Origin of the sequence: Reichenbachiella faecimaris (assembly GCF_900176375.1) — a bacterium.
Lineage (GTDB): Bacteria > Bacteroidota > Bacteroidia > Cytophagales > Cyclobacteriaceae > Reichenbachiella > Reichenbachiella faecimaris.
The window spans coordinates 822,421-838,516 of the sequence record NZ_FWYF01000003.1; the positions used below are offsets into that span (position 1 = coordinate 822,421).

Annotated in this window: 9 protein-coding genes; 3 read left to right on the plus strand and 6 right to left on the minus strand. The window is 40.5% G+C overall.

Features of this window, described 5'->3' with window-relative positions; all coding sequences use genetic code 11:
• Positions 1 to 177 precede the first annotated feature (177 nt).
• The 6 genes from B9A58_RS16295 to B9A58_RS16320 form a co-directional block, all read right to left on the minus strand.
• Positions 178 to 1,089, minus strand: a complete 912-nt coding sequence (locus B9A58_RS16295; RefSeq protein WP_084373926.1) for a phosphate/phosphite/phosphonate ABC transporter substrate-binding protein — start codon at positions 1,087 to 1,089, stop codon at positions 178 to 180.
• Positions 1,090 to 1,269: 180 nt separating this feature from the next.
• Positions 1,270 to 2,592 carry an MFS transporter gene (locus B9A58_RS16300; RefSeq protein ID WP_084373927.1) on the minus strand — a complete coding sequence of 441 codons (1,323 nt, stop codon included), beginning with the start codon at positions 2,590 to 2,592 and terminating at the stop codon, positions 1,270 to 1,272.
• On the minus strand, positions 2,592 to 3,953 hold the full coding sequence (locus B9A58_RS16305) for an alpha-amylase family glycosyl hydrolase (protein ID WP_084373928.1): 1,362 nt from the start codon (positions 3,951 to 3,953) through the stop codon (positions 2,592 to 2,594). The genes B9A58_RS16300 and B9A58_RS16305 overlap by 1 nt, the downstream gene beginning before the upstream one ends.
• A complete protein-coding gene (locus tag B9A58_RS16310) occupies positions 3,953 to 5,956 on the minus strand; it encodes a glycoside hydrolase family 97 protein (RefSeq protein ID WP_084373929.1) in 2,004 nt (667 codons plus the stop codon). The genes B9A58_RS16305 and B9A58_RS16310 overlap by 1 nt, the downstream gene beginning before the upstream one ends.
• 10 nt (positions 5,957 to 5,966) lie before the next feature.
• Positions 5,967 to 8,384, minus strand: a complete 2,418-nt coding sequence (locus tag B9A58_RS16315; RefSeq protein ID WP_084373930.1) for a glycoside hydrolase family 31 protein — start codon at positions 8,382 to 8,384, stop codon at positions 5,967 to 5,969.
• A 201-nt stretch (positions 8,385 to 8,585) separates the two neighbouring features.
• Positions 8,586 to 9,608, minus strand: coding sequence for a LacI family DNA-binding transcriptional regulator (locus tag B9A58_RS16320; RefSeq protein ID WP_084373931.1), 1,023 nt, complete (start codon positions 9,606 to 9,608; stop codon positions 8,586 to 8,588).
• 632 nt (positions 9,609 to 10,240) lie between these two features.
• On the opposite strand from B9A58_RS16320, the gene B9A58_RS16325 reads away from it, so the two are divergent.
• The 3 genes from B9A58_RS16325 (at position 10,241) to B9A58_RS16335 (ending at position 16,045) form a co-directional block, all read left to right on the plus strand.
• Positions 10,241 to 13,279: a SusC/RagA family TonB-linked outer membrane protein gene (locus tag B9A58_RS16325; protein WP_084373932.1), complete on the plus strand. Its 3,039-nt coding sequence runs from the start codon at positions 10,241 to 10,243 to the stop codon at positions 13,277 to 13,279.
• A 22-nt stretch (positions 13,280 to 13,301) separates the two neighbouring features.
• A complete protein-coding gene (locus B9A58_RS16330; RefSeq protein WP_084373933.1) occupies positions 13,302 to 14,930 on the plus strand; it encodes a RagB/SusD family nutrient uptake outer membrane protein in 1,629 nt (542 codons plus the stop codon).
• A 71-nt stretch (positions 14,931 to 15,001) separates the two neighbouring features.
• Positions 15,002 to 16,045, plus strand: a complete 1,044-nt coding sequence (locus B9A58_RS16335; protein WP_176214817.1) for a SusE domain-containing protein — start codon at positions 15,002 to 15,004, stop codon at positions 16,043 to 16,045.
• The last annotated feature ends 51 nt before the right edge of the window (positions 16,046 to 16,096 follow it).

Consider the following 16,096-nt stretch of genomic DNA (forward strand, 5'->3'; position numbering starts at 1 on the left):
CAGAAGAGAAGGTAATTGTTGAACCCTGTTGTGATAAAAGCTCAGACACTAGAAGAAATCAGGGTTAATAAAGAGCCTGCCTTTTCAATAAAACACGATTATACGATTGCCATTGGTGTACTTGAAATGTGACTGATTTTTTTAAGTATAGAATTTTATAGTTGCACTAAATCAATTCTATTCAGAAAACGACTCATAGTAATAGAGGTAAAACTCAAGTTCGTCGTCTTTTTTGAGTTGATTAATGAGGTAATTGAAACCATCTACAGCAGCTGGACTGTATTGGCTTAAATTCGGCAAGTCCACAATGTTCCTGATTTCTTTTACTTTCAACATATCGTTTAGTACTTTATCAAGCCCCTCTAAAACTGCTGGGTCAGAAGTTTGATTGGCAGCCCATACTGCATGTGGGATCGGAATAGATTCCCAGAGTACATTGATAGTATTTTTGAGTTTAGGGTTTGCTTTAATTTCCTCCCTGATCCATTGACACGAGCATGCACCTAGCGCTATGCTTCCCTCATTTATTTTTTGTATTACGTCCTTGTGACCAGTTTCGAAATTCACACTTTTGAATCCACTTTCCAGGCTTTGGCCAATCAATTGAGTAAGGTAAATTCTAGGAATGATATGTCCAGACGTAGACGAAGGATAGGTGAACGAGACATCAATTGTACTACTCTTGTCAGCTATGAATTTGGTTGATTTGATATTTGAATTTTTATTGGCAATGAGACAACTCTTGTAAGTAAGTGTGGTACCTGCTTTATCTGCTCGAACTAAATAAGATTGAAAAGGCAGTTCAGTAACCTGTGCATAAGCATAACCGAAAGCATTGGTGTAAATGAGGTCGTATTTGGATTGGTTACCGCTCAATTCCAATAAGGAGTTGAAATTTTCGTACTCCACATAAACAGCTAGCTGATCGTTCAGGAAATCGGCAATGGGCTTGAACTTGTCAGCTGGCATAAATTTGTCAAGTCCAATAGTCAGTGTGTCAGGTGCCTGTTGAGCCAAAGAAACGGCAGGATATATTAATATAAGCAAGGCGACACAAATGGATCGAATTGATGATTGGGGTCTTCTCATGGCAAATGCGTTAAATCAAAGCGTAGGAGGCTTATCTAAATATACTCAATTCTAGCCGGAAATGTCTTGCAAATGACTTTTTATACCTCGATTGCCTCATGTACCAAGTGCTTATAAAAGCAAAAAGTCCCGAGCAATCGGGACTTTTTTACTATTCACTAAAATCTATCAGTTTCCTGATTAATTGTCTTTGACTTTTAGGTTGAGCAAACCTGCGATGATAAAAGCAACACCACTGGTGACTAATGCAAATACGGGATTTCCGTCATAAAGATACTTCACTAATGGACCACCAATCAATGCATTGATGATTTGTGGTATCACAATAAAAAAATTGAAAATGCCCATATATACACCCATCTTATGTGCAGGAATTGATCCGACCAACATGGCATAGGGCATGGCTAAAATACTAGCCCATGAGATGCCAATCAATGTCATAGAAAATATTAGATAGGATGGATCTGGGATCAAGTAGATACTTAATAAGCCGCATCCACCTAGGATGAGCGAATAAGTATGCGTGGCCTTTCTTCCTACTTTTTTAGCAATGGCGGGTAGGAAAAAGGCATAAATGGCTGAAACACCATTGTAGACACCAAATAGGATGCCTACCCAGTCGCCAGCATCCTGATACATTTTAGAGGAATGATCTGATAGTGGCAAACCATATACATGGTGTGCTATGGCAGGTGTAGCATACACCCACATACCAAACAGGCCAAACCAAGAAAAGAACTGAACCCAGCTCAATTGCTTCATGGTAAAGGGCATGTTTTTGAAATCTGTAAAAATATTGAGCAGTCCTTTGTCCTCTGTAGGAGCTTCTTTATTTGCATCAGAAAAATTGGCCAACTCTTCTGGCGAATATTCTTTAGTAGTTAGAATAGTGATCATGATACACCCTACTAAAGTCAGTGCGCCTATTACAAAGGAAAGAATCAAATTGTAAGGTACTTCTCCTGCTGTTGCTTCGTTTGATACATCAAACCAATTGCTAAGCACATAGGGCAACCAAGAGCCCACCACAGCGCCAAGACCAATCAATATGGTCTGAACACTAAATCCTAAAGTTCGCTGATCAGCTGGCATCATGTCTGCAACAAGTGCGCGAAACGGTTCCATGGCGATATTGAACGAAGCATCCATAATCATCAACATCCCAGCCCCAATCCACAAGGCCGGAAAGACGGCCGTGAGCGCTCCAGCGTTAGGCATGGCTATCAGACCAATGGCGGCCAGTACAGCTCCTGTTAAAAAGAAAGGCTTTCTACGACCCATTTTGGTCCAGGTCTTGTCACTATAGTGGCCTACAATAGGCTGCACAATTAAGCCCATCAGTGGAGCCACAATCCAAAACCAAGAAAGCTCATGCACATCTGCTCCAAATATTTGCAGGATTCTACTGGCATTGGCATTTTGCAGGGCAAAGCCCATCTGAATACCCAGAAATCCAAAGCTCAGATTCCATACTTCCCAAAAGCTTAATTGTCGTTTTTCCATCAATTATTTTTCTCAAAAATTAAATACTGCCATGGCTCCATTTCGAGTGGCTGCTCAGTAGCTAAAGTAAACGACTTGTTGCTAAATGCATCTGTATAAGCACCTGCAGCAGATGCGTCCGTTAGATTGAATATCTGTTTTTCGTCTGACATATTGATTAATCCAATCACTCGATTGCCATGCTTCTCTCTACTGAATGCATAAATCCATTCGTCAGCATTGATTCGCTTGGGCATGCCGCCAAAGCCGCCATTCCAAAGTGCTTGGTTGTCTTTTTTCAACTGCACCAATTTTTGATAGAAAGGGGTAAGGAGCTTTGGGTCTTCCCAATTGATTGTATCTTTTTCGAAGAAAAGTAAACGCTTATCCAGACCTACTTCCTGACCACTATAGATCATAGGAAAACCATAAGCCGTGAAAATAAAAGTGGCAAAAGCCTGATGTCCTTCTCCATATCTTTCAAAGACTGTGCCTGCCCATGAGTTTTCATCATGGTTGGTGGTGATAGTCATTCTAAAAGGATTTTTTCCATAAAGGGCTAAGTCTTTATTGATGAATTCATTAATGTCATGGGCTGTTTTTTCGCCTTTGGCTACGTGCTCTGTCAAGTGCAGGAGTTCCCAAGAGTAAGAAGCATGAAAATTGGCGTGAAGCCTGGCTTCATCCCATTCGGCCAGCCAAAACAGATCTTTGATTGGGTCTAAGGCTGTTCTGGCCTCTTCCCAGAAGTAGAGTGGAATTTCATGTGCGGCATGGTCGCATCTGAAACCATCAATATCAGTTTCGGTAATCCAAAACTTCATTTCCTTGATCATACTTTTTCTTGTACTTTCATTGGTGTGGTCGAGTAGAGCAATATCCTCCCAATCTGCCTCGTAAGTAATGTTGCCTAAACTGTCTTTGGCATAATATTCAGGATTGGACTGAATCCATGGGTGATCCCAAGCCGTATGGTTTGGCACCCAATCGAGAATGATCACCATTCCCAATTCATGTACTTTGTTCACCAGTGCTTTAAAATCATCCAAAGTCCCAAACTCAGGATTGACTTCAGAGTAATCAGAAATGGAATAATAGCTCCCTAGTGATCCTTTTCTTTTTTCCATCCCAATGGGCTGCACGGGCATGATCCAAAGCATTTCTACACCAAGCTCTTTCAATCTTGGTAAATGTTCGGCAAACGCGTTAATAGTCCCCTCTGTTGTGTATTGCCTAATATTTACTTCATAAACGGTCATGTCAGCCGCACGCTCAGGAAATGTGACTGCGGGTTCTGCCGTTTTTTGCTCTGCCTGCTGACAAGCAAAAATGAAGCTGAGGGAAGCCAGAAGGATAATTAATATTACTTGATTTTTTTTCATTAGTTCTTTGGATATAAGCTGATGGCTGCTCCACCACCAGCAGCAAGTTTCATGTCTAAAATAGTAGAAGCATCTACTTCCATTGTATTGATTTGATAAGAAGTAGGATTCTCTACATAATGACAATCATCTCCATCTGCATATATAGTGGCCAGATAAGTCACACCTTCCTCAAGGAAATCAAGTGCCAGTTTAAAGGCTCTCGGATTTTCGTCAGTGATTGTTCCAACAAACCAGTTCTCTGCATTTCTTTCTTGACGAGCAATAGTTACGAAATCGCCAATCTTGCCATCAATTACTTGGGTCGTTTCCCAATCTGTTGGCACTGCTTTGATGTACTCAAAGGCTGGATGTCCTTCATAATTCTCAGGTAGATCATTTGCCATCATCATGGGTGCATAGATGATGGTATATAGTGCCAATTCTTTACCAATAGTGGTTTTGACCTGATCAGGGCTGGTTTTGATTTTAATATCAAATACACCTGGCGTATAGTCGAATGGGCCTGACAGTGATCTGGTAAATGGAATGGTCACAACATGATCAGTTGGGCTACCACCCATGGCATTGTATTCTTGTCCTTTGGCTCCTTCACGAGAGACCATGTTTGGCCAGGTTCTTCTTTTTCCAGTGTCTTTGATTGGCTCGTGAGCCACAATCATGGTTTTGTGCTTAGCACCCATTTCTATCACACGCTGAAAATGTTGAACGAAGTACTGCCCGTGATGGTAAATGCCGTTGGGCAAAGTGTCACCATTTTCTACATATCCGGTTTTCACTGCCTTCATGCCATGATCTTCTAGGAATTGGTAAGCTTCTTCCAGCTGCTCATCATAATTTTCTGTATCTGCACCCGTTTCGTGATGGCCGATGATATACACCCCTTTTTCGGCGGCATATTTGCTGAGGAATTCAACGTCGTAATCAGGGTAAGGCTTCGAGAATTCGAACTTGGTACCACCACCCATCCAGTTGCCGTCCCAGCCATAGTTCCAGCCCTCTACCAAGACGCCAGAGAAGCCATTTGCAGAAGCAAAATCGATATATTTTTTGACGTTTTCTGTGTTGGCAGCATGTTTTGGTCCCTGATGCCAGGTGCCTAAGTTGATAAACATTTCCCACCAAACACCAATGTATTTACCAGGCTTGATCCAAGAGGTATCTTCGATTTTGCTTGGCTCATTCAAGTTCAAAACCATGTAGTTAGTGATTAGATCACCTGGAGACTCTCCGATTTGAATGGTTCTCCATGGTGTGCTGAATGGTGCTTTTAAATACGCTTTTACAGGATTGGTTTTGCTGTATGGCACTAAATCACACTTGAGTTTAGTGCCACCCATATTTTTGACTACCATACTCGGGTAGTCATAGAGGGCTGCCTCATGCATGTGAAAAAACAAACCATTTTTGGCCTCAATAGTCAATGGCGTGTGTACCATTTCAAATTCCGATAGTGGTGTTTTTTTATATAAATATTCATATCTATTGCCAGCATAAGCTGGAATAGACCAAGCGTCATGATCAGCAGCCATATTGAAAGTTGTTAGCTCATCCATGATTTCAAACTCACCCAGTTTTTCCTGTTCAGGAAATTCATATCTAAACCCTATGCCATTATCAAATAATCGAAAGATGACATTCAATTTGATTTGATTGGCATTGACTAATTCTACCTTCAGTTCGTTATAGTTATTGCGAATGAGTCGTTGTTCGCCCCAAGGCTGTTCCCAGGTTTCGTCAAAAGAGGATGAGCTTGTTTTTGCGATTTCGAACCCACTGCTTAGACTTACATCAGCTCCTAGTTCAAACCCAAGTCTGGAGCTGTCCAGTATTGCTTTTTCACCATAGTTGACCAAATAACCTGCAGAGCCATCTTCTTCAAGATAAAACTCCATAGAGAGTTTGTCCTCAGGAGAGGATAAGGTTGTTTGTAATTGTTTGGATTGATCTTGTCCACAGCCGATCAAGTGGATGACGAGTACAAATAGTAATATTTTTTTCATATTGAGATTCTTATTTCCAATTTATTGAAAACTCTTCGTTTTTCAGTTTGAATGTAGTGTGTGGTAGGTTTGTGATTTTGTAGTCTTCTCTTCGCGAATTATCAATAGGGTCGAAATTAGAAAGAGGTGAAATGAAATGATAATCTTCCTGCTCAATCTCCACTGATTTGAGTTCAATAGTTTCAAAGCCATGAAAATACAACTTTACCTCAGTGAAACAGCTTTTAAAGGTGCCCTGTGATTTACTGAAGTCCAACTGATTGCCTTTTGGTTGGTAAGTGATGGTTCGTTTGTAAAATTCACCTGATTCGAATGCATAGGAATCGCCATCATCTTCATAATATACAAAGCTGCAGGGTTCCTTTCCTTTGTATAGGTGTATCTCTAACTGGTCAGCAGGCTTTTCCTGAAGGCTGTACACCTGAGACTGCACGGGGATGATTGACGAAGATTTTGCAAATACGGGTAGTTTTTCTACTGGGCATTCAACCAAGGTTTCTTTATTCCCCATATATTTAGTATCTGTAAATAAATCATACCATTCACCTGCTGGGAAATATATTTTTTCTATTTCCTTTTCACTAGACACAGGAGTAACCAGGATAGAATCGCCAAATAAAAATTCATTTTCATACGCTTCATTGTAGATATTCTCATCATGCGTGTAATCAATGGCTAGCGAACGATTCACAGGGGTGCCGCTCTCGCTGGCTTCGAAGAACATGGAATAAACATACGGCATCAATCGATAACGCAGGCTGATATAATTTCTTGAAATCTCTTCAGTATGTTCTCCATGAGTCCATGGTTCACTTGACTTTGTGTTTACATTGGAATGACCCCTGAAGAATGGTGTAAAAGCGGCCATAGAAATCCACCTTGCAAATAGATTTTCGGAAGCATTGCCGATAAACCCTCCTGCATCAAATCCAGCAAATGGTATGCCTGACAGCCCCATGCTGTTGAGCATACGCATGCCAAGAAGCATGTGCTCATCTGAGGCTACATTGTCGCCAGTCCATACGGCCGCATACTTTTGTATACCTGCAAATCCTGCTCGGGTTAAATTGAATGGTCGTTTTCCTTTTAAGTTTTTTCTTGCACCTTCCCAAGTGCTTTTGGCCATCATCAGGCCGTAGATATTTCTTGCACTTCGAGTGGAGCCTTTGTCGCCATCAAAATCAAACTCGATCAATTCAGGTAAAGACTGCCCCCAGGTTGCAATTTCATTCATGTCATTCCAAAAACCTTCAATGCCAATGTCACTATAGGACTTCAGCTGGTTGGTCCACCAATCTCTGGTTTCTGGTTTAGTAAAGTCAGGAAAATGACACCAGCCTGGCCAAACCTCTCCTTCATAGTTGCTACCATCAGGGTATTTGATAAATACGTCTTTGTTTATTCCATCTTCATAGGCATGGTAGCCTTCTTCCACTTTTATACCAGGGTCACACATGACGACTACTTTGAAACCAAGGGCTTTCAGCTTTTCAATCATGGTTTCCGGGCAAGGAAACCTTTCTTTGTCCCAAGTAAATATTTTGTACTTTTCCATGTAATGGATGTCCAGTACAATGACATCCGCGGGGATTTCTTTGTCTCGGAAGGTTTGGGCTGTATTAAGAACTTCTGCCTCTGGGTAGTAGCTGTAGCGACACTGCTGGTAACCAAGAGACCATTTTGGAGGCAAGCTCATTTTTCCCGTAATGCGACTATATGCCCCTATAATTTCGTTGACTGAATCATGATGGATGAAGAAGTAATCCATATCTCCAGCATCAGCTGAAAAACTAGAGAAGCGATTGTTTGAAGCACCAAAATTGAAGTGTGATTTGTACGAATTGTTGAGGTAGATGCCATAAGACATGCCACTATGGATGCCTATATAGAAGGGAATAGAGCAGTAGAGTGGATCAGTTTCCTTTCCATAGCCAAAATGATCAGTATTCCAGTTTTGGTAGCCTCTACCTTTCTTGTTGAGCGGACCAGTTTTTTCGCCAAGCCCGATAAATTTTTCGTTAGGTTGTAGTTTTTTGTAGGTAGTGACTTGCTCCCCAATCCAAGAGGTACCAAAAGAAGCGTCATCTTCATTTATGATTTCGCCTTTTTCATTTCTGAACACAATCCTGAAGGGAGCCTTCATAATGGATACCTCTACCTTTCCCGTAGAGATAATGATGCTGTCTTCTTTTTCTAAGAAGTCTATAGACTTTTGGCTGATGTTGTTATCCAGCGCGTAATGGAAATTTTCAAATTTCTCCTTCTTGGAAATCCTAACACGGACTATTCCTTCTTCATATACTTCAAGGCATATATTTTCGGATTCGGTACGGCCATAGAAGCCGTAAGTGTCCAGCTGATAAGATAATAACGACCCTCGAACAAGTGTTCCGTTGGCAGTTATGTTTTTTCTCTCTTCAACAATCATAAAGCAATTATATCTTCTATAAGAGCATGAAAGATGTTTTCCGAAGAGGACACGAAATGTTTCAAAAAGCTTTTAAAGCTAGACCCATTTAAGCGTCATTTACAAATGTGACAGTGAACTAAAATGAATGTAAAATTTGATTTGGGGCTATTATGAGGGATTTTGCTCCTTTTCAATCGTTTGCAGAGAAAAGTGAAAAAATTAGCTGCGCTTGGAGGATTTTCTGATAATGAGGTCTGTTTTCAGTACTTGTCGTATAGGTTGCTCTCTGAGTTCTTTGTCTTTGAGTTCAGCAATCAGTCGCTTGGCAGCGGCTCTCCCCATATCTACACCAGGTTGGGCTACAGTAGTCAGCTGAGGCTCGATCAAAGATGAAAACTGCCAGTTGCTGAAGCCAACAAGGGCGATATCTTTTGGAATCTCTAATCCAGCTTCTTTGATTGCTTTCATTGCGCCCATGGCTGCAGTATCATTTGTGCAAAATACTGCGTCTGGAGGGGTGGGAAGGTCTAAGAGTCGTTGCATGGCATGAAATCCTTCTTCCAAATTGCCTTTAAAGCAAGGCAGGATGTAGTCAGGATTTACTTTCATATTGTTTTTTCTCAATGTGTCTTCATAACCTCTCTTGCGTTCAGCCCCGATCGTTAAATTGTCAGGGCCAGCCAGATGAGCGATACGTTCACTTTTTTGGTTAATCAGATGTTGAGTGGCCATGGCCGCGCCATCGTAGTCGTCGACTACTATTTTACTCACGTTGAGCTCATCTGTCTCTCTATCGAATAGCACCAGAGGGATTTTTTTAGACACCTCCTGAAAATGCTCAAAGTTTTGCGTTTCTTTTGAGAAGGATACGATCAAGCCATCTATTCGCTGATTGAGCAAGGCTTTTGTGTCCTTTACCTCACGCTCATAGGATTCACTGGTTTGGCAAAACATGACCGTGTACCCTGCTTTGTATGCTACCTCTTCAATACCTGAAATCACTGTTGAAAAGAAGAAATGAACGATCTCAGGGATGATTACGCCAATCGTGTTGGTCTTTTGGCTACGCAAGTTTTGGGCGACTACATTTGGCTCGTAGTTCAGTTTTTTTGCTAGATCGTTGACTTCTTTCTTGGTCTCAGGACTAATGTCAGGATGATCATTCAAGGCACGAGAGACTGTAGAGGGTGATATGCCCAATGTTTTGGCCAGATCCTTAATCGTAACTTGACTGCTTTTCATTCTCTAATGCTTTATTTTTGTGATGATTCCCTGCTAATCTAAACTACTTTTTGCGGGAGTTTGAAATACTCAGGTTTAATCAAGGCCAACTTGTGGCACTTAAAACAATCATCTGGTGTTAAACCTAGTGTATAATCTTTCAATTCCCAATTACCTAATCTAAACTAATTCGTTTTTCTTAAAGATTAGATTAAAGTTTAGAATCCAACCTACACGATACTGAGTTTGGTTAATTATTACAATAGTACAATTTGTTGCTTGTTTTTTGTTTGGCTTTGTCGGTTTTAGTTGAAATGGGGCTATGATTTGGATAACAAATAAATAATGAAAAAAAAATGTCTTCCGAAATCGTTTGCGGAATCGTTTGCATGCGAAAAGGCATGAAAAAAACTGTGATTATGAGTTGTATTCTATGTTTTTAGGTTTATTATTGAATATGCAAGAACGAAGAAAAGTTGATGAATTCCTTATTATACTGGGTAGTCGGCAGCATATGAAACGGTTTTGCAAGAAGTTAACATTAATTAATTATTAGCGCTTGAATTAGATGTTTTTTTCGAAGAGGACGAGATGTTCAGAAAGCAAATCTTAGAAAAGTACAATTAACAAAACTCGTAATTAATTAAAACACTATGAAAAACTATTACCAGTTAGTTTTCAGCATGCTGTTTGGAATGGGTGTCTTACTCGTCTCAAGTTCTGGTGCATTTGCACAAGGAAGCATGGTATCTGGAACAATCAAAGATGCAGAATCCGGTGAAGCCATCCCCGGTGTGAATGTGATCGCAAAGGGCACCTCTAATGGTGTTGTTACTGATATTGATGGGAATTACAGCCTTCAAGTTGAAGAAAATACCGTTTTGGTTATTTCCTATGTTGGTTTTGAAACACAGGAAATCAAAGTGGGTACACAGTCTATTATTGATGTCAGTTTAGGTTATGACGTTTCTCAACTAGGAGAGGTCGTTGTGATCGGATATGGAGAAGTGGATCGTGGAGATGTAACAGGCTCTGTTATTGCAGTTGACTCTGATGATTTCAATAAGGGTGCTATTTCTACTCCTCAGGAATTGCTTATAGGAAAGGTTCCTGGCGTAGTGATTACCTCACAAGGTGGAGCAGCAGGTACTGGATCGACTATCCGAATTAGAGGGGGGTCTTCTTTAAGGGCAAACAATGACCCGCTAATCGTAATTGATGGCATGCCTCTAGAAAGCAGAGGAATCTCAGGAATGGCTAATCCATTAGCTACTATCAATCCCAATGATATTGAAACTTTTACGGTATTGAAGGATGCTTCTGCTACTGCCATATATGGATCTAGAGCTTCTAATGGAGTAATCTTGATTACTACCAAGCAAGGTTCTCAGGGCAAAATGACTGTGAGCTACAATGGCAACGTGTCTGTAGGAGTACCAGTAAAGACATTGGATGTGTATTCTGGAGATGAGTATAGAGCTATTGTTAATGAAAGAGTTACTAACGATCTTTTGGATGATAATGCTTTGGTCAATCTTGGATCAGAAAATACGAACTGGCAAGATGCTATTTATGAAAATGCGGTTTCTACTGATCACAATGTAAGTGTTGGTGGAAATATTCAGGGTGTTCCAGTGAGAGGTTCTGTGGGATATACTAATCAGAATGGTATTTTGAAAAACAACAATATGGAACGAACCAGTTTCACCTTGTCAGCTTCTCCGACATTGTTGGATGGTGATTTGACCATGAATATCAATGCTAAGGGTTCTTTCATTCAAAATAATTTTTCTAACCCTGATGCCATCGGATCCGCAGTTTCTTTCGATCCTACTCAGCCGATTATGAATGGAAACACAAGATATGGCGGCTACTTTGCCTGGACCAATCATGACCCAGCATTGGTTATGGATCCAGAAGCGGCACCTATTAACATTGCCACACACAATCCTGTAGCTCAATTGAATTACAGAGATAATACATCTTCTGCTCAGAGATATATTTTAGGTGGTAAGTTTGACTATAGAATGCCATTTTTACCTGCATTAAAGGCCACGCTGAATTTGGGTATGGACTACTATGACTCACAGGGTGATGATGTTGTTAATCCATTGGCGTCGTGGTCTGAGCGTGAACCTGCTCAAAATATTAAGCATTATGAGCAAACTAGAAAAAATAACCTTTTAGACTTCTATCTTAATTATAACAAGACATTTGGTGGAGATCATAAAGTGGATTTGACGGGAGGTTATTCTTATCAGCATTTTCATGTTTCAGGAAATGATTCTAATAAATCATGGGACGAGACAGATGCTGGTGCAGATACAGTCTCTTACAAAAGAGAGTATTTCTTGCTGTCATTTTTCGGGAGAATGAATTATACGCTCAAGGACAAGTACCTCGTTACTGCAACTGTCAGAAATGACAGATCTTCAAGATTTGGAGAAGACGCAAGATCAGGTATTTTTCCTGCTGTAGCAGTGGCTTGGAAATTGAATGAGGAAGGCTTTTTAAATGGAGCAGATTTCTTAAGCGAATTAAAAATCAGAGCTGGATGGGGTCAAACTGGTCAACAGGACATTGGTGATGACAACAGATCATTTTACCCATATATACCTACCTATACAGGTAGTCAGCAAGGGGCATATTATCAATTTGGAAACTCTTTCTATGCAACTCAGAGACCAAATCCTTATGATGCTAACATCAAATGGGAGACCACAACCACTCAAAATATTGGACTTGATTTTGGCTTCTTGAATGGAAGATTTTCAGGGTCAGTGGATTTATATAAAAGAGAAACTGAAGACTTGATCAACGAAATTCCAATAGCTGCAGGATCTAACTTCTCCAACTTTCTTATCACCAATGTTGGATCATTGGAAAACAAAGGTGTTGAAGTGGCTTTGACTGCCGGAATTATTTCTACGCCAGATTTGAGCTGGGAAATTTCAGGAAATTTGACGTACAATGTCAATGAGATCACTAAGTTGACTCAAATCGACGATCCTAGCTATCCTGGATACAATACAGGTGAGATAGATGGTGGAGTAGGTAATAATGTTCAAATAAACAGTGTAGGACATCCTGTCAATACATTTTATCTGTTCAGTCAAGTCTATGGTCAGGATGGTATGCCGATAGAAGGATTGTACGTAGACAAAACAGGTGAAGGAGGAGTGGTATCCGGTAATGAACTGAATAAGTATTACTTGAATAACCCAGCTCCTGAATACTTGATTGGAATCTCATCAAAAGTGAGATATAAGAGTTTTGATTTCTCGTTTTCAGGGAGATTGAATTTGAACAATTATGTGTACAACAATAATGCTTCAAGTAAAGCACTGTATCAAAATTTATATAATCAAGCAGGGTATACTGCTAATATTCTTACAGCAGTAGAAGAAACCGAATTCACAACTGCACAGTATTGGTCAGACATTTATATGGAAGACGCATCCTTCTTTAGAATGGATAATATCTCTGTTGGATATAATTTTGACAAAATATTCTCTGATCAGCTCAATGGTAGAATATCATTTACTGTCCAGAATGCATTTGTAATTACTGATTATTCAGGCTTGGATCCAGAGATCAACAGTGGTTCTAAACTAGGGCCAAATGTTGGTATTGATAATAATATATACCCAAGACCACGAACATATATGTTGGGTATAAATCTTAATTTCTAATTGACATTCAAAAGAGAAAAACATGAAAAAGATTAATATAACATATTTGATAATGCTCGTGGCAACTGTGATTTTATCATCATGCCTGGGCGATTTGGATGTAGAACCAATAGATCCAAATGATGCTACTTCTAACAATGTATTTAAAGATGAATTGGCTTACAAAGAAGCATTGGCCAAGATTTACGCTAGTTATGCAATTAGTGGCCAAGACGGCGATGGTGGAGGAAACCCTGACATTGCTGGTATAGATGAAAACTTTGGAAACTATCTCCGTCAGTATTGGGGATTGCAGCAGCTATCTACTGATGAGGCCATTATAGCCTGGGATGATGCTACCATCAAGAATTTTCACTGGCAAACTTGGTCACCAAATGACGTATTTATTGCGGCCTTGTATTCCAGGATTTTCTATACAGTCACTATTGCGAATGAATTCATTAGAAATGCAGACGATGCATTAGGAAGTGCTTCTGGTACTTTTGCTTCTGATTTAGAAGCCTACAAGGCCGAAGCGAGATTCCTTAGAGCATTTTCTTACTGGCATGCAATTGACATGTTCGGAAATGTCCCATTCATTACAGAAAGTGACTTGCCTGGTGCGTTTTTCCCACAGCAAATTGAAAGAGCAGATCTCTTTAATTATATAGAATCTGAATTGCTTGACATGGAAATGTCACTTCCTGCAGCTGGGACAAACGAATATGCAAGAGCCGATAGAGGAGCGGCATGGATGCTATTGGCCAAATTGTATTTGAATGCTGAAGTTTATACTGGGACTGAGAGAAATACTGATGCCCTGACATATTTGAATAATGTAATTGCGGCTTCATATTCCATTGACCCTACTTACGAAAACGTATTTAGAGCAGATAATAACTTGAGTTCTGAAATTATTTTTCCTTTGGCATTTGATGGTACTAACACGCAGCAATATGGAGGGATGACGTTTTTGCTCCATGCTTCTAATGGTGGTGGTATGCCGCTAAATGGAATCGATGGTGGCTGGGGTGGTATTCGCGGCATCAAGGATCTAGCGGATAAATTTGATGCTAGTGCTGGAGATTTCTCATCTGCAGATCCAGAATTTAGCACTATCGCAGATCAAAGAGGCATGTTCTACTATGATCCAAGTAGCTGGGTTTGGGATATTACCAATGTTGGTACCTTCACAGAAGGTGTGGGTGTAACCAAATTCAAGAATATAAGTTCTGACGGAGGACCTGCGCCTAATGCGCACCCAACATTTGTGAGCACGGATTTCCCTGTCTTTAGATTAGGTGATGCGTATCTAATGTATGCTGAAGCAGTAGTAAGAGGAGGCAGTGGAGGAAGTTTGTCTACAGCAGTTAATTACGTAAATGACTTGAGAGAAAGAGCCTATGGCGATGCTTCTGGTAACATAGTAGCTAGCGAATTGACATTGGATTTCCTTTTGGATGAAAGAGGTCGAGAGTTGTATTGGGAAGGCCACAGAAGAACTGATTTGATTCGTTTTGGTCAGTTTACCAATGGCAGCTATATATGGGAATGGAAAGGAAACGTGCAGACTGGTGCTACCACAGATAGTTACAGAGACCTGTATCCTATTCCAAGCAATGACCTGAACGCGAACCCTAATCTGGTTCAAAATGACGGTTACCCTCAATAAGAAGCAATCTTTGAATGTCTGCTCCAAGCAGGCATTCATTGAGGTTATCTCTTAAATTAAAAAATATAGAAATGAAAAATTTATCATATATATACCTTCTCGCGACAGCTGTACTCTTTGGCGCATGCGATGAGGAGGCAGAAAAAATTACGATTAGTAGTGACCCTGTAGCACCAGTGTTGACAAGTCCAGGTGTAGGAGGGTTAGAGTTTGTTTTAGCTGATAGAAATGAAACCATTGAATTTACTTGGGAAGAGGTGGATTTTGGGTTTGATGCCTCAGTTACCTATGCTGTTGAACTAGCAACTGATGTCACATTTGAAAATAAATCTGTGGCCTTGACAGCACAGGGTGCAAGTGGTTCGGCTTTGGTGGATGATGTGAACGTGGCACTTTTAGGTCTGGGACTTCCTTTTGGATCTAGTGCAACGGTACATTGTAGAGTGACAGCAGCAGTCAATACTGCCGTAGATACTGTGTACTCTACTGTTACAGACTTTACCGCCACACCTTATGAAACGATCTATCCAATCATCTATGCGCCTGGCGCATATCAAGGATGGAATCCGGGAGGTGATATTGGAAGGTTGTATTCTTATGGTTTCAACAGTGTGTATGAAGGCATACTACGAATTGTAGAAGGTACTAACCCTTCCTCTTCTTTCAAATTGACTCCCGAGGCTAATTGGGACAATGCTTGGGGGGGTGCTCTGACAGCTGATGGTGCCAAATTCGTAGGGACATTGGATCCTTCTGGAGGCGATTTCTCAATTGCGGCTGGTACTTACAAAGTAACTGCCGATGTGAGTGCGCTTACTATAGAACTTGAAAAAACTGATGATTGGGGAATTATCGGAGACGCTACGCCAAATGGCTGGTCAGATCCAGATACTGACATGACTTACAATGGTCAACGTCAGGTATGGGAAATTACTACTGACCTTACAGATGGTTTTCTCAAATTTAGAGCGAATGACAATTGGGGTGTAAACTATGGAGATGATGAGCCCGATGGTACATTAGACGCGGGAGGAGGTGACATTCCAGTTACTGCTGGAAACTACACCATTAGACTTGATTTAGTTAATGAAAAGTATGAATTGATAGAAAATTAATTCAAAAATCAAGCAGACTAGATGATTTTTCATCTAGTCTGCTTTTTTCAC